Raw genomic sequence first — 15,402 nt, 5'->3', positions numbered from 1 at the left:
AGCTGCCGTACAGGCTGGAGAATAGTCCGTACGGCAGTTTCTTCTATATAATACCAGCAAATGTACCAGGAGGAAAAAATATGAGAAAAAAAACGGAGACTTTACTGTGCGTCGCGTTCATGGAGCTTCTCCGAAAATACCCGTTTCCTAAGATTACCATTCAGAAGATCGCGCAGCAGTGCGGAGTGAACCGTCAGACATTCTATTATTATTTTGATAATATTTATGATCTGATGACGAAGGCCTTTGAGTATGAGTTGATCCGGGAGAGTCACATGTATGAGGAAACGTCCTGGGAAGCCGCCATGGAACGGTTTCTGTGCTGGATGAAGGAGAACAGGGCGATCATAAAAAATATGCTCATAAATGTGGAGAGCAGTTATATGCGCCGGGCCATTTACCCGGTTATCATGCGAAGTATGATCAATTCCTGCTGTCCCAATCAGAGTGTTCAGAACAGGGACGCGGAATCCGATGAATTTGTGCGTCATTTTCTTGTGATCGGGATCACGCAGTATATTCTTGAGTGGGTGGAAAGTGATTACAAAGAGAGTGTGAATGATGTGATCCGAAAGCTGTTTTTCATCATAAAGAAAGTATATGAATAAAGCAAAATAAGAGCAGAAAATGGAGAAGACTATGATATCAAGTACGTCAAACAGCAGAATTAAAAATATTGTGAATCTGAAAAACAGCGCCCGTGCCCGCCGGCAGCAGGACTGTTTTCTGGTGGAAGGCCCGCGTATGTTTTTCGAGGTGCCAAAAGACCGGCTTCTGGAAGTGTACGTGACAGAGGAATTTGAAGAGAAATACGGGGACAGGCTGGCCGGTTGCCGGTATGAACGGATCAGCGACGCTGTGTGCCGGCATCTGTCGGATACCAGGACGCCCCAGGGGGTGACGGCTCTGGTAAAAAAACAGGAGGCTTCGCTGGAAGAGATGCTCGCGGATGAAAGCCCGTGCCTGTTCCTTCTGGAGAATCTTCAGGATCCGGGCAACATGGGCACCATCCTGCGCACCAGCGAAGGATCCGGAGTGAGCGGTATTATCATGAACCGTGAGTCTGTGGATCCTTATAATCCGAAAGTGATCCGTTCCACCATGGGAGCGATTTTCCGGATGCCGTTTATAATCGTGGATGATTTTGAACCGGTCCTGGAACAGCTGAAAAAGGCTGGCATCCGTACTTTCGCCGCCCATCTGGACGGTGAGCCGTTTTACCGGCAGGACTACCGGGGCGGGTGCGCGTTTTTTATCGGCAATGAAGGGAATGGCCTTTCCGAGAAACTTGCCGCCCGGGCGGATAGAAAGATAAAGATTCCCATGAAGGGGCAGGTGGAGTCTCTCAATGCGGCAGTGGCCGCCACGGTACTCATGTATGAGACGCTCCGCCAGAGAGAATGGACGGAATAGGCGGCATAGTGTATTTTATATAGTGGAGGCATGGATTTTCGACACTTTATGAACAAAATAGGAAAGAAATATCCGGCTGTCGTGTAAAATACTTATAAAAAATGCTTGAAAAAGCATAGGAATTTCACCTTTTATCATGCAAAAAGACGATAGAACCATACAAAAACCTCGAATTGTCTAAATACAGATTGGAAAAATTGTGATAATATATAACTACAGGTCAGAATTTTAGGATGACCGGAGGAATTGAAACGGATTATTTTTAAGGAGGTTTAATTTTATGGCTAAGTACATGATGGCGTTAGACGCTGGAACAACTAGTAATCGTTGTATCTTATTTAATGAAAAAGGTGAAATCTGCAGCGTAGCACAGCAGGAATTCACACAGTACTATCCGCAGCCAGGCTGGGTAGAGCATGACGCAAAAGAGATCTGGCATACACAGTTATCCGTTGCAAGACAGGCAATGCAGCAGCTGGGAGTTGGAGCATCTGATATCGCTGGTATCGGTATCACCAATCAGCGTGAGACAACAATCGTTTGGGACAAAGAGACAGGCGTTCCTGTATATCATGCAATCGTCTGGCAGTGCCGTCGTACATCAGAATACTGTGACTCCTTAAAAGAAAAAGGACTGGTTGACATGATCCAGAAGAAGACAGGTCTTGTTATCGACGCTTACTTCTCCGGATCAAAGATTCACTGGATCCTTGAAAATGTTCCTGGTGCAAGAGAGAAAGCAGAAGCCGGACAGTTAATGTTTGGTACGGTTGATACATGGTTGATTTACAACCTGTCCGGAAGAAAGCTTCATGTAACAGATTACTCCAACGCAGCAAGAACAATGTTATTCAACATCAATACTCTTGAGTGGGATGATGAGATTCTGGAAGCTCTTGAGATTCCGAAATCCATGCTTCCTACACCGAAACCATCAAGCGAGATTTACGGTATGACAGAAGAGAGTCTGTTCCAGGGAAGAATCCCGATTGCCGGCGCAGCAGGCGACCAGCAGGCAGCTCTGTTCGGACAGACCTGTTTCAACGCTGGTGAAGCTAAGAATACATATGGTACAGGTACATTCCTGTTAATGAACATTGGTAAAGAAATGAAACTGTCCGAGAACGGTATGGTTACAACAATCGCATGGGGACTTGACGGCGAAGTTAACTACGCTCTGGAAGGTTCCGTATTCGTAGCAGGTGCTGCTATCCAGTGGTTGCGTGACGAAGTTAAGATTGTGGATGCAGCTCCTGATTCCGAGTTCTTCTGTAACAAGGTTCCGGATACCAACGGATGTTATGTTGTTCCTGCATTTACAGGTCTTGGAGCTCCTCACTGGGATCAGTACGCTCGTGGATGTATCGTAGGTCTGACCCGTGGATGTAACAAAGCTCACATCATCCGTGCAACTGTAGAGTCCCTGGCATACCAGACATACGATATTCTGGAAGCTATGCAGGCAGACGTTGGAGTTAAACTGGCAGCCCTTAAGGTTGACGGCGGCGCTTGTAGAAATGACTTCCTGATGCAGTTCCAGGCAGATATCATTGATGCTCCTGTACATCGTCCACAGTGTGTTGAGACAACAGCTATGGGTGCTGCTTACCTGGCAGGTCTGGCAGTTGGATACTGGAACAGCAAAGAAGACGTTATCGCTAACTGGGCAATCGACAAAGTATTCGAGCCTCAGATGGACGAAGAGACACGTACCAAGCTGCTCAAAGGCTGGAAGAAAGCTGTTCAGTGCTCTTATGGATGGGCAAAAGACGAAGAATAACGATTACAGACGTTCAGGATTGGTCTTATTGATTAATCTTTCCTTAAAAAAGAGGTCCCGGCGGAATCCCGCCGGGGCTTCTTTTTTGTGCGATTTTTTTTGAACGGCCCTTGATTGAAAAAAGACAGTGGTTCTGGTATACTTTCTTTGCGGCCCGGCCGGAAGAAATAATGACTTTAGAGAAGATCAATGAGAATACAAAAGACAGATACAGGAGGAATTCCCATGCTGAAACTTGGAAGCCATGTGGGCATGAGCGGGAAGGAGATGTTTCTGGGCTCCGTGAAGGAGGCTCTTTCCTACAAGGCCAATACATTTATGATTTATACCGGGGCGCCCCAGAATACCCGGAGAAAACCCATCGGAGAACTGCGGATCGGGGAGGGGCTTGCGCTGATGGAGGAGAATGGTATGGAAGAGTTTGTGGTACATGCTCCTTACATCATCAATCTTGCCAATACTGTGAAGCCGGAGACCTTTGAGCTGGCGGTGGAGTTTTTGCAGCTGGAGATCGAGCGGACAGAAGCCATGCACTGCCGCACACTGATTCTTCATCCCGGCGCCCATGTGGGAGCGGGAGTGGACGCCGGCATCGTCCAGATCATCAGGGGACTCAATGAGGTGCTGGACAAGGACGGCAGCGTCAATATCGCTCTGGAGACCATGGCGGGAAAAGGAACGGAGATTGGAAGAACCTTTGAGGAGCTGGCCCGTATTTATGACGGAGTGACAAACAGCCATCGGCTGCGGGTCTGCTTTGATACCTGCCATACTAATGACGCCGGTTATGATGTGAAGAATCATTTTGATGAAGTCATGGAAGAGTTTGACCGTGTGATCGGCAAAGACCAGATTGCGGTCTTCCATGTGAACGACAGTAAGAATCCTCTGGGCGCCCATAAGGACCGTCACGAGAACTTTGGTTTTGGAACCATTGGTTTTGAGAGCCTCAGAAATGTCATTTACCACAAAGACTTTGAGGATGTCCCGAAGATTCTTGAGACTCCATATATTCCGGACCCGGAGACGAAGAAGCGCTCCTATGCGCCGTACCGGCAGGAAATCGCCATGATACGGGAAGGAATTTTCCATGAAAATCTCAAAGAAGAGATCCTGGAGGAGCATTTGAAAGGGTGAAGGACAGCGGTTTGAGAATGCAAACAGCCGCCGGCGGATACCAGATGGAAGAAGCCGTCTGCACGGAGCAGAGGAAAGGAGATGTCATATGGCGAATACGTTAAAGGTTACTTATATATACCACAGTGGTTTTTTGGTGGAGACGGAGCGCAGCTATCTGCTGTTCGACTATTGGAAGGGAGAGATTCCGGCCATGGACTACAAAAAAGAGTTGTACATTTTCGCTTCCCACGGACACAGAGATCATTTTTCCGATGATATTTTCAAGCTGGAGAACCGATGTGAGAAGGTACAGTATATTTTGTCCTCAGATATAAAGGACAGCACCCGGAACTGGGCCAAAGCAGAAAATGTACACTTTATGGCCCCTCATGAAACGCTGGATGTGGATGGCGTCCATGTGGAGACTCTGTTTTCCACCGATGAGGGCGTGGCGTTTCTCGTGCAGGCGGACGGACGGAGTATCTATCATGCCGGAGATCTGCACTGGTGGCACTGGCCGGGAGAGCCGGAAGAAGATAATGAGTGGCACCGGCAGGCGTTCCAGAAAGAGATGACGTATCTGTCCGGTAAAGAGTTTGACTGCGCCTTTGTGGTACTTGATCCGCGTCAGGAGGAAGCCGGAGAGTGGGGAATGGATTATTTCCTTAAAACTGCCCGCAGCCGTTATATTTTTCCGATGCACTGCTGGAACAACTACCGTATGATCCGGGATTATAAGGCGAAAAATGATGCGAAATATCTCACCGGCCGGATTATGGAAATCACAGGACCGGGGCAGGAGTTTGTGCTGGAACAATAAAAGAGGCAGCAGGCTTTTGCAAATGAAAGATCAATGAAATATCAGTGAAAGATGAAAGGATGATCATTATGAATAAGACAGTAATTACAACAGAAAAATCACCGGCGGCCATCGGACCATATTCTCAGGCTATTGAAGTGAATGGTATGATTTACACCTCAGGAGTTATCGGTGTTGATCCGAAGACCGGTGAGGCGGGAGCGACCATCGAGGAACAGACAAAGCAGGTGTTTGAGAACCTGAAGGGACTGCTGGAGGACGCCGGAAGCAGTCTTGACCAGGCAGTGAAGACGACGGTGTTCATCAAGAATATGGATGATTTTGCCACAGTCAACGAAATCTATGCATCGTATTTTACTGACGCATTTCCGGCGCGTTCCTGTGTTGAAGTGGCAAGACTGCCGAAAGATCTTCTGATCGAAGTGGAAGTTATCGCCATCAAAAACTTACTGTAAGTCGATTGAAACCCCTCTGGAAGTGTGGTAAAATAATAGCAATGTATGGAGAACAGAGGAGGGGTATTGACGTTATGGTACGGGCAGAACTGATCGTGATGAACGAACAGGGAATTCATCTGGGGCCTGCGAACACCATTGCCAATCTCGCAGATAAGTTCGAGTCCCAGATACATTTTAAGACGGAGTACATGGATGTCAGTGCGAAGAGCATTATCAATCTCATAAGCGGTACTTTCCGTCAGGGGGATAAGATCATCTGTGAATGCATCGGGCCGGACGAGGAAGAAGCGCTGGCTGCGATGAAAGACCTTCTTTCCGGAGATCTTGAGGAAAAGAAGATCTGAGACGGATGACGGAACTGCCGGGGAGTGCCGACAGCGAACGTGTGTAAAAACACAAAAGAATACATAAAAGGGCGGCTGCAATCTACTGATTGCAGCCGCCCTTTTCATGTATTCTATTTTGCGTTTTTTTCCGCCAGATAAGCCTCCAGTCCTTTTCTGCGGAGTTTGCAGGAAGGACAGTGTCCGCAGCCGTCACCGATGACGCCGTTGTAGCAGGTCAGGGTTTCGTTGCGGATGATATCAAAGACGCCCAGCTTATCTGCCAGCGCCCAGGTTTCTTTCTTGTCCAGCCACATCAGTGGAGTGATGATGTCAAAAGGATAATCCATAGCCAGAGACAAAGTGGTGTTTAAGGACTTGATAAAGATGTCCCGGCAGTCCGGATATCCGGAAAAGTCGCTCTGGGATACACCGGTGATGATGTCGGTGATACCTCTCTGTTTTGCAAAGACAGCGGCATAAGACAGGAACAGATGATTCCGGCCGTCCACGAAGGAATTCGGCGTTCCCTCGGAAGGAGCGTCTTCATCCACAGGGATATCGCTGCGGGTCAGAGAGTTGGGAGCCAGCTGATTTAAAAGGCTCATATCCATGATGTGATGTTCGATGCCATGTTCCTGACAGATTTTTTTGGCGCATTCCAGTTCCAGCGCGTGTTTCTGGTGATAGTCAAAGGACAGGGCGATGACAGTTTCATAGCGTTTTACTGCCCAGAACAGACAGGTAGTGCTGTCCTGGCCGCCGCTGAAAACAACCACAGCGGCTTTTTTATTTTTTAATTCCTGCATAGTGCATTTCCTTTCTGAATGATATGTTAAGATGCGTGTCCGGGATGGATTTATTGGGCGGCCAGCATCATATAAAGCTGATTCTGCAGCATGGCGTCGGTCTCGAATCGTCCGCGCAGGGTGGTGGTGACGGTGGAGGCAGCCTCTTTTTTGATACCCCGGGCGCTCATGCAGCTGTGGGTGCCGTGGATGATGACTGCCACGTCATCGGTTCCGGCAGCTTCCGTCATGATCTGTGCCACATCGGAGCCGATGCGCTCCTGAAGCTGCAGCCGCTTGGAGGCCATATCACAGATGCGGGCAATCTTGCTTAAGCCCAGCACTCTTCCGTTGGGAATGTAGGCGACGGAGATCTTCATATCGTACATGAGGGCGATGTGATGTTCACAGTAGCTGAAAATCGGGATGTCCCGGACCAGAACAATATCTTTTTTATCCGGTTCCACGGAAAGGTCATCCTGGAAAGACTTATTGAACATTTCAGCAATCTCATGATTAGAATAATTCATGCCCTCAAAAACTTCTTCGTACATTCTTGCCACCCGGTCCGGTGTCTCTTTCAGTCCTTCCCGATCCGGGTCATCTCCCAGGGCAATGAGAATACCCCGGATATGTTCCCGGATAGCGTCTTTATCTATTGCCATAGTAATTCCTCCTTTAGACGCCCCGCTGCTGCGGAGGCCAGATAAATTTGTGCATCTGAAGCTGGAGACGGACATCGTTCCACTGATGGCTGATCATGTATTCAGTGATCGACCGTGGCTCTATGCGTCCAAACACAGCGCTTAAATAAACGCGGCACCGCTGGCTGAGCGAATATTTTCTGGTGATTTCCGCCGCACGGTCTAAATCTTTCTCACTGCTCACGACAAACTTTACAGAGTCCTGTTCTTCCAGCAGAGCAAAGTTATCGAGATCCATAAACTCTTCCATGCCGCTGTCGGGACATTTATAGTCCATGGTGAAAGCCGGCCGGTGGGAAAGACCGCAGAACGGGGCCAGGGATACGCTGCCGTTGGTCTCGATCTCCACGGCAAACCCCGCGGCTCCGATCTGTTCGATCAGTGAGGCAATGTCCGGAATGAGCAGAGGCTCACCTCCGGTCAGGGTCACATTTGCTGTGCCGCTTTCTTTAAGCCAGCGAATCAGCGCGTCGGCGGAAAGCATCTCGCAGGGACAGTCCGGCGTATTCGCCCAGGAAGTGTCGCAGTAGCTGCAGGACAGGTTGCAGCCCTTCATGCGGAGGAAAGCGGACATCATGCCTGCTTTCGGTCCCTCTCCATTGATGCTGATAAATTTTTCCACAAGTGGGTAAACTGTATTCATGTCTTCTCCATTCCGCCGCCTGTTTCCGGCAGTGTCTGTGGCACACGGGCCTTAAGACGGGCGGCAATTTGTTATTATGACTCCTGATAGGTGGCGCAGTTATTCGGCGTCTCATAGACGGAAACGCTGTAAACCGGGAAAGAATATTGTTTCAGCCGCATATAAAAATAGCGGGAAAGCTGTTCCGCGGTCGGGCGGAAAGGAAGTTCCACAATCCGGAAATCTTCTTCCTTCAGAGCTTCCATGGTTTTTGGACGAAGGGAGCCGGTCTCGATGATAAGACAGTGGTCAAGCTCCTCAGTCAGAGCTTTCAGGGCGTCTTTGAAATCACCGAAATCAATGACCATATCCCGGGTCTGACGCTCTCTGCTCAGCTCCTCAGCGGCAATACGCGCCACGATGCGCCACCGGTGTCCGTGAAGGTTGCGGCATTTTCCCTCGTAGCCGCTCAGAAAATGTGCAGAATCAAAGGCCTGCTCGGTCTCTAAAATGTACATATAAAACTCCTCCAAATAAAAAAGAACTGCCAGAAGGCAGCACTTGATATGTCGATTATGAAAATGCTGTCCTGGTTTTGTTTATAGACAGGATGGTACAAACGAACTGTCTTTTGAACTTTCTCTTATTCCAATGCAGTCTACCACGAAAAAATACGTTTGTAAAGTAATAAAAAAATGTTATACTAGAAAAAAGACGGACATAAAGAGAAAGAGGTTTGTTATGGATTTTTTTGGTCATTTAAGGACAATCAATCATCATAAAATATTAGTGACGAAAATGTGTTTTAAAGTGGGGTTATACTGGCAGGGAATCTGTCATGACCTGTCGAAATATAATCCCATAGAATTTATTCCGGGTGTGATCTATTATCAGGGAGACAGAAGTCCCATCAACCGGGAGAAAGAACTGAAGACCTGCTCCAGAGGATGGCTCCATCATAAAGGCAGGAATCCGCATCATTTTGAATACTGGATTGATTACAGCATCAATCCCCGGGGACTGGTGGGCATGAAGATGCCGAAGAAGTATGTGGCGGAGATGGTCATTGACCGGATCTGCGCCAGCAAGAATTATATGAAAGAGAATTACAATGACAGAAGCGCTCTGGATTATTATGTGAACGGAAAAGATATGATGATGATTCACAAGGAGAGCGATTTTCTGGCACGGTATCTGCTCACCATGCTGGCAAAGCGGGGCGAGGATTATCTTCTGCGTTACATGAAAAAGGTACTGCTGAGGCACCGGAACCGGGATTATCATGTGAAAAATGGCCGGCTCATCCTGGAATAAAAGGGATTAGTTAATGAAATTAAAAATATGGGGAAATTTGCCAACATTTTTTCCTTGAAATTTGTATATAATTAAGTTATAGTATTTGTAAAGAAGCCTGGGATGTTCGAGAACCCCTGCTATTTTGAACCTACATTTTTGATTTTGGGAAACCAAATCTTTGAAGGGATGGCAGGCCTTGTTTTATAACGGAGGAAGTCAGAAATTCAAATGAGGTTACCCACCTGGCTTAGGCTAGGACTCAAAATCGCAGGACACGGCATTTTGGGCCAATGTTTTCAGAGCCGTCTCATTTTTATGAGGCGGCTTATTTTAACGTGACATTTCCTGACAGCAAATGAAAGACAGAGTGGCAGTTATTTTTTGAAAAACAAGTTTTGGATGAACAATTTTGAGAGGGAAAAGATGAGCATATCAAAACGAGTGAAAAATTTATACGCGCTGGTAATGGATTTTATCAAAAAGTGTAATGATGATCATGTGGCTGCTTTCGGGTCCATGTCGGCCTTTTTTATGCTTCTGTCGCTGTTTCCGTTTTTGATTTTTTTCCTGACCTTAACAAAATATGCGCCTTTTTCCAAAGATGATATTATCAATATCCTCACGGAGATTATTTCTTTTGAGAGAAAGTCGCTGATCACCGGCATTGTCAACGAGATTTACCGGAAGACGGGAGCTTCCGTGTTCACGATCTCTGTCATTGCGGCGCTGTGGTCGTCATCCAGAGGTATTTATTCCATTGTTATCGGCTTGAATTCCGTTTACGATATCGATGAGAACAGAAACTATATCGTTCTGCGCATTTTCAGTATCTTGTATACCGTCGCCTTCGCGATCCTGATCATCGTCATGCTTTTGATCTGGGTATTTGGAAATGTGCTCTATGACTATATCTGTGGACGTTTTCCGGCTTTTGCGACGCTGGCGGGATATTTTATTCATAAGAGAACGCTGTTTACCATTGTGATCCTGACGCTGCTGTTCATGATCGTGTACCGTTTTGTGCCAAATCGGAAAACAGTGAGCTTCTTTCGGCAGCTGCCGGGAGCGCTGATAGCAGCCATTGGATGGATCGTGGTATCGGCGGGCTGTTCTTTCTACATTGGTAATTTCAATAATTTTTCCTATATTTATGGCAGTCTGTCCGGTATGATGATCCTTCTGCTGTGGCTGCATTTCTGCATGTCCATGGTCTTCTATGGTGCGGAAGTCAACTACTTCCTGGAAAATAAAAAGAACTATCATCTCCTGATCCGCACGCTCCGGCCGAATTATCAGGCCATCCGCCGGAAGAGGGAGAGAGAAATGTATGAGCGGGGGCGCCGTTCGTCCCGTTCGTTTTCCCGCCGCAGCTCGTCCGCCTCAAAAAAGCTCTGGAAACTGCAGAAAAAGAAGAAACAGGAGCAGCAGGAAACCATCGGGGTACAACAACCGACGGGGACGGCAGGGAAACAGAAATCCCCGGAAGAATCCGGAAGACAGCAGCGTCCGCCGGATTCCGCCGGGATACAGAAACCGCCGGAGAGCGGCAAAAAACACGAATGATTTCCGGATGATCCGGGCAATAGATCAATGGACCCGGATCATGAATTGTAATACAGGAGAAAATGGGGGAATACCATGTACCGGTTCAATCAAAAAGAAATTCTCGATATCACAAACTACATTTTTCTGGAAGATGCGCTGGCGCCGGCCGACGTGATCTTTATTCCGGGCTGCGACCGGCCGGAGCATACGGAAGAGGCCGCGAAGCTTTACCGGGAAGGATATGCGCCGCTGCTCATCCCATCGGGCCGCTATGCCAAAGCTGCCGGACATTTTGAGGGTGTGGCAAAAGGTGCAAAACGTTACGGCACAGACTTTGCCTGCGAGGCGGATTTCCTCTCGGAAGTGCTGCGGCAAAACGGTGTTCCGGACGAGGCGATACTGCCGGAGCGGGAAGCAACCTATACGCTGGAAAATGCAGAGAAGACCAGAGAACTGCTTCTCAGAGAGCAGGGCGTTCTGCCGAAACGGGCCATTCTCTGCTGTAAGGCGCACCACGCCCGCCGGGCGCACTTTTACTACGCGCTGGTTTTTCCGGAGGTGGAGATTCTCGTCCATCCCACAGCCATCGACGGTATCACCCGGGAAAGCTGGCATCGTACTGCGGAGGGCCGGCAGGCGGTCCTCGGTGAATTGTCCCGGATGGGCCAGCAGATTCTGATGATGGAAGACCGGATCGAATATGAGCAGGGTGTGAATGAGCCGGATTGCAAACCAGGGAAGGGTCTGTGTACAGAGTACGGGCAGAAATAAAAGATAGAATTTGTATAGAAAAGATAGACAAGGTATGACAGATTCTGTACAATGGAGATATGTGAAAGTCAATAAAAAGCCTGCAAAGAAAAGTCAGGCTGAAAGCTAACGAAAAGGAGTCCAATATGGAAAAAATGAGAAATACAATGAAGTTTATGAGAACATGCCTGATGACCGTCTTCCTGCTGGCGGCTCTCATCCTGCCGTCCATGACGGCTCTGGCCGCGCCGCGCACGGGAACCTACGAGAAACATTTCGTGGGCGCATCAGCAGATTCCTACCGGACAGTGGTCATCAAAAAGATTAAGAAGAACAAGGTCGTCTTTCAGATTCAGTACGCCCGCAGCTATCCGTTCCGGGAATCCTGGACAGAAAAGATTGTGGGAAGACGGACAGGCAATAAGGTGACCTTTTCTTACAGGGAAGCGGGATGGAACTTTACGGGAACCGGAGTTCTGAAACTGAAAAAGAACGCAGTGAAGATAAAGACGTCGGGAACGCCGGGAGCGGACTACGGATTTATCAGCACCGGCGGGCAGACCTTCAAGCTGAAAAGAGTCAGCGGCGGGAAAAAGTTTGCGGGCTGATGATAAAGCAGGATAGGAGATAAAATGAAAACAACAACACAAAATGGAATCATAAAGAATAATGAGCTGCAGGACAAATTCGAATTCCGGGATATTCTCCCGGAGGAGGGAGAGCAGACCGCGGAGATTGAGCGTATCTGTTTTCCACCCAACGAGGCGTGTTCCCGGAAGATGATGCTGGAGCGGGTGGCGAAGGCGCCGGAGATGTTTCTGGTGGCGGTGGACAGAAACACCGGGAAGATCGCCGGATTCTTAAACGGCCTTGCCACCAGTGAGACACAGTTTAGGGATGAGTTTTTCACCGACGCAGACCTCTATGAGCCGGACGGACAGAACATCATGCTGCTGGGCCTTGACGTGCTGCCGGAGTACCGGGGACAGGGCCTGGCCACAGAACTGATGCGCCGTTACCTGAAACGGGAGCAGAAAAAAGCAAGGAGCGAAGTGACTCTCACCTGCCTGGAAGGAAAGATAAAAATGTACGAGAAAATGGGATTTCAGAATCAGGGAATCTCAAACTCAGTCTGGGGCGGCGAGCAGTGGTATGACATGAGCTGCCGGCTGGATGGTTAGGAGGGGATCGGCGTTCAGATGACAAAAACATTTAATGTGAGCGGAGCCTGTAATCCGAGGTTACACTATATGGTGAATCTTGAGCCGCGTCTTTACGAAATAAAAAAAATGATAGATGCCGGAAAGTATTTTACTATTAACCGGGCGCGCCAATATGGAAAGACAACGATTCTGCGGGCGTTAAGCGATTATCTGCGGAAAGAATATTCTGTGCTGAGTCTCGATTTTCAGCGATTAAGTGCGGCAGACTTTTCTGATGAGGCTGCGTTTGTAAACGGCCTTGCCAGAGAAGTGGGTCGAAGAATTTCTTTCATGGAAGGGGTGCCTGCCGGAATAAAAGAGGCGATGAAAGAGCTGGAAGAGAAACGGTCATATCCTCCTAAAATGGCAGAGATATTTGATTGTTTTACACAGTGGTGTATGCATGCAGAAAAGCCTCTGGTTCTTCTGGTAGATGAAGTGGACACGGCAACCAATAATCAGGTGTTCCTTGATTTTCTGGCGCAGCTTCGGGCCGGATTCATGGACAGAGATGAGATACCGACATTTCAGTCTGTGATTCTTGCCAGTGTATACGATATCCGAAATATCCGGAAAAAACTTCGTCCGGATGAAGAACATCGGGAGAACAGTCCGTGGAATATCGCGGCAGATTTTCTTGTGGATATGAGTTTTTCTGCCAGTGAAATTGGCGGAATGCTTAAAGAATACGAAAATGATTATCATACAGGAATGGATATCAGCATGATTGCACATTTGCTGTACGATTATACTTCCGGCTATCCATATCTGGTATCACGTCTCTGCTATTTCATGGATGAACGGCTTTCTGATACCGATGCATTTTCTGACAGAAAAAGTACATGGACAAAAAAGGGGGTTTTAGCGGCAGTAAAAATGCTCCTGGATGAAAACAATCCGTTATTGGATTCTCTCACCCATAAACTGAATCAATTTCCGGAGCTTGAGAAAGTTATTTCAAAGCTGCTCTTTCAGGGGCAGACGATTGCTTACGACCCGGATGATGTGGCAGTCAGAAATGCACGAATGTTTGGATTTGTTAAAGTGGAGAATTCTACGGTGCAGATTGCAAACCGGATATTTGAGACACGGCTTTATAACAGGTGGCGTTCATCTGAAAAGATAAATGAATAATTTTACTTTTGTAAAAAAGTTATTCTGGAATATGAGCTTTTAATTAAAGCAGTGTTTTAGTTCAAAAAATATTATAAATAATTTTGACATAGGAGATACCATTATATTTAATTTATATGATGATACCTCTTATTGTTTTCTTGACTGAAATTATGAATGGAGATATACTTTAAATAAATGTTTTTTATAAAAAAATAGAAGATTTATAACAATATTGTTTCGGAAGATAGGAGTTAGTGTAATATCTAAAGCCTATTTAATTGATAAAAAATAGTTATTATGTTTTAAGAGAGGAAGAGAAATGTTACAACAGGAATTGGATAAACTCTGGGGAGGATGGAAGGTAGACAAGCTTCTAGGGGAAGGTTCATTTGGAAAAGTATATCGTATTGAAAGAGAAGAGTTTGGACATTTGTATGAAGCAGCCTTAAAAGTTATTACTATTCCACAAAACCAATCAGAGGTAAAATCAATTTTAAATGATGGCATGGATGAAAAAAGTGTCACAATGTATTTTAAAAGTATAGTCGAAGATATAGTTGAAGAATTCGTCCTAATGTCAAAATTAAAAGGAAATACAAATATTGTAAGTTATGAAGATCACGCAGTAATTCCCCATGAAAAAGGGATAGGATGGAATATTTATATTAGAATGGAGTTATTAACCCCATTGTTTGATTATATCAAGAATCATCAGTTGTCTATTAGGGATGTTATATGTCTTGGAATAGATATGTGTAATGCATTAGAAATATGTCAAAGATACAATATTATTCATAGAGATATAAAACCAGAAAATATTTTTATATCAAATCTAGGTAAATATAAGCTTGGAGATTTTGGTATAGCCCGTCAGTTGGAAAAAACTAGTTCAGTATTATCTAAAAAGGGAACATATACATATATGGCTCCAGAAGTCTATAAAGGTGAAAAATATAACTCCACTGTGGATATTTATTCATTAGGAATTGTATTGTATAGATTTTTAAATAATAATCGAACACCGTTTTTGCCGGCATATCCAATGCCAATTCGTTATTCTGATAAAGAAAAAGCTAATGTGATGCGAATGAGCGGAACAGAGATGCCAAAACCATGCAATGCAGAGGGAAGATTGGCAGAAATTGTATTGAAAGCGTGTGCATATAATCCCAAAGAACGGTATGAAAGTGCAGTTGAATTAAAAAAAGCGCTGCAAAGCGTAATGTATGAAGAAAAGGAAATTGAATTAATTTATCCAGAAGGGGATAAATTAGAGAATGAAAATGTGGAATATGAGATATCTAGTAGGGGCAGAAACAATCAAAAAGAAGAAACGGAAGATACTTTTTTGCTTTTTCTTCTTTTTTCTGCAATCTGAGATTAGCAACAGCCCACATTATCCCAATCAAAGCCGATACTAAAGACATAACAAGGCCAGAATACATATAAAGAGACGAAGTTCCTCC

18 protein-coding genes and 1 other RNA gene are annotated in these 15,402 nt (G+C 46.3%); 15 read left to right on the top strand and 4 right to left on the bottom strand.

All coding sequences use genetic code 11. The features are described from left to right. Nucleotides 1-80: 80 nt before the first annotated feature. The 7 genes from B5E53_RS15990 to B5E53_RS15960 all read left to right on the top strand — a co-directional run bounded on the left by B5E53_RS15990 (nt 81) and on the right by B5E53_RS15960 (nt 5,934). The gene (locus B5E53_RS15990; protein ID WP_087316822.1) at nt 81-608 is read left to right on the top strand and encodes a TetR/AcrR family transcriptional regulator; all 528 of its coding nucleotides are present in this window, start codon (nt 81-83) and stop codon (nt 606-608) included. Between the two features lie 31 nt (nt 609-639). Continuing rightward, nucleotides 640-1,413: an RNA methyltransferase gene (locus tag B5E53_RS15985; protein WP_087316820.1), complete on the top strand. Its 774-nt coding sequence runs from the start codon at nt 640-642 to the stop codon at nt 1,411-1,413. 280 nt (nt 1,414-1,693) lie between these two features. Then, nucleotides 1,694-3,193 carry a glycerol kinase GlpK gene (gene glpK, locus B5E53_RS15980; protein WP_087316818.1) on the top strand — a complete coding sequence of 500 codons (1,500 nt, stop codon included), beginning with the start codon at nt 1,694-1,696 and terminating at the stop codon, nt 3,191-3,193. A 225-nt stretch (nt 3,194-3,418) separates the two neighbouring features. After that, nucleotides 3,419-4,330, top strand: a complete 912-nt coding sequence (locus tag B5E53_RS15975; RefSeq protein ID WP_343215676.1) for a deoxyribonuclease IV — start codon at nt 3,419-3,421, stop codon at nt 4,328-4,330. An 88-nt stretch (nt 4,331-4,418) separates the two neighbouring features. Further along, nucleotides 4,419-5,132, top strand: coding sequence for an MBL fold metallo-hydrolase (locus B5E53_RS15970; RefSeq protein WP_087316816.1), 714 nt, complete (start codon nt 4,419-4,421; stop codon nt 5,130-5,132). Nucleotides 5,133-5,200: 68 nt separating this feature from the next. Next, nucleotides 5,201-5,587, top strand: a complete 387-nt coding sequence (locus B5E53_RS15965) for a RidA family protein (RefSeq protein ID WP_087316858.1) — start codon at nt 5,201-5,203, stop codon at nt 5,585-5,587. Between the two features lie 74 nt (nt 5,588-5,661). Then, complete coding sequence (locus tag B5E53_RS15960) at nt 5,662-5,934, top strand: HPr family phosphocarrier protein (RefSeq protein ID WP_162611949.1); 273 nt, start codon at nt 5,662-5,664, stop codon at nt 5,932-5,934. Between the two features lie 113 nt (nt 5,935-6,047). Here B5E53_RS15960 and queC read toward each other — a convergent pair whose 3' ends face one another. The 4 genes from queC to B5E53_RS15940 all read right to left on the bottom strand — a co-directional run bounded on the left by queC (nt 6,048) and on the right by B5E53_RS15940 (nt 8,545). Further along, the gene (gene queC, locus B5E53_RS15955) at nt 6,048-6,722 is read right to left on the bottom strand and encodes a 7-cyano-7-deazaguanine synthase QueC (RefSeq protein ID WP_087316810.1); all 675 of its coding nucleotides are present in this window, start codon (nt 6,720-6,722) and stop codon (nt 6,048-6,050) included. A 50-nt stretch (nt 6,723-6,772) separates the two neighbouring features. Next, a complete protein-coding gene (gene folE / locus B5E53_RS15950) occupies nt 6,773-7,366 on the bottom strand; it encodes a GTP cyclohydrolase I FolE (RefSeq protein ID WP_087316808.1) in 594 nt (197 codons plus the stop codon). A gap of 13 nt (nt 7,367-7,379) precedes the next feature. Next, nucleotides 7,380-8,048 carry a putative 7-carboxy-7-deazaguanine synthase QueE gene (queE, locus tag B5E53_RS15945; RefSeq protein ID WP_087316805.1) on the bottom strand — a complete coding sequence of 223 codons (669 nt, stop codon included), beginning with the start codon at nt 8,046-8,048 and terminating at the stop codon, nt 7,380-7,382. A gap of 74 nt (nt 8,049-8,122) precedes the next feature. Next, nucleotides 8,123-8,545, bottom strand: coding sequence for a 6-carboxytetrahydropterin synthase (locus B5E53_RS15940; RefSeq protein WP_087316803.1), 423 nt, complete (start codon nt 8,543-8,545; stop codon nt 8,123-8,125). Between the two features lie 223 nt (nt 8,546-8,768). Here B5E53_RS15940 and B5E53_RS15935 point away from each other — a divergent pair, with 223 nt between their 5' ends. The 8 genes from B5E53_RS15935 to B5E53_RS15900 all read left to right on the top strand — a co-directional run bounded on the left by B5E53_RS15935 (nt 8,769) and on the right by B5E53_RS15900 (nt 15,314). Next, the gene (locus B5E53_RS15935) at nt 8,769-9,341 is read left to right on the top strand and encodes a DUF5662 family protein (RefSeq protein ID WP_087316801.1); all 573 of its coding nucleotides are present in this window, start codon (nt 8,769-8,771) and stop codon (nt 9,339-9,341) included. 91 nt (nt 9,342-9,432) lie between these two features. Beyond that, nucleotides 9,433-9,616: non-coding RNA, 6S RNA (gene ssrS / locus B5E53_RS15930), on the top strand. A gap of 130 nt (nt 9,617-9,746) precedes the next feature. Next, nucleotides 9,747-10,886: a YihY/virulence factor BrkB family protein gene (locus tag B5E53_RS15925; protein ID WP_162611948.1), complete on the top strand. Its 1,140-nt coding sequence runs from the start codon at nt 9,747-9,749 to the stop codon at nt 10,884-10,886. Nucleotides 10,887-10,961: 75 nt separating this feature from the next. Then, nucleotides 10,962-11,639: a YdcF family protein gene (locus B5E53_RS15920; protein ID WP_087316797.1), complete on the top strand. Its 678-nt coding sequence runs from the start codon at nt 10,962-10,964 to the stop codon at nt 11,637-11,639. A 125-nt stretch (nt 11,640-11,764) separates the two neighbouring features. Beyond that, nucleotides 11,765-12,226: a hypothetical protein gene (locus B5E53_RS15915; protein ID WP_087316795.1), complete on the top strand. Its 462-nt coding sequence runs from the start codon at nt 11,765-11,767 to the stop codon at nt 12,224-12,226. 24 nt (nt 12,227-12,250) lie between these two features. Next, nucleotides 12,251-12,799: a GNAT family N-acetyltransferase gene (locus B5E53_RS15910; RefSeq protein ID WP_204245537.1), complete on the top strand. Its 549-nt coding sequence runs from the start codon at nt 12,251-12,253 to the stop codon at nt 12,797-12,799. Between the two features lie 18 nt (nt 12,800-12,817). After that, the gene (locus B5E53_RS15905; RefSeq protein ID WP_087316793.1) at nt 12,818-13,954 is read left to right on the top strand and encodes an ATP-binding protein; all 1,137 of its coding nucleotides are present in this window, start codon (nt 12,818-12,820) and stop codon (nt 13,952-13,954) included. A gap of 301 nt (nt 13,955-14,255) precedes the next feature. After that, nucleotides 14,256-15,314, top strand: coding sequence for a serine/threonine-protein kinase (locus B5E53_RS15900; RefSeq protein WP_087316791.1), 1,059 nt, complete (start codon nt 14,256-14,258; stop codon nt 15,312-15,314). Nucleotides 15,315-15,402: the final 88 nt, after the last annotated feature.

The sequence above is a fragment of the Eubacterium sp. An11 genome, from assembly GCF_002161065.1.
GTDB lineage: Bacteria > Bacillota > Clostridia > Lachnospirales > Lachnospiraceae > Anaerobutyricum > Anaerobutyricum faecale.
The sequence above is the reverse complement of the archived record's forward strand: the minus strand, read 5'-3'. Positions and strand labels throughout refer to the sequence as shown.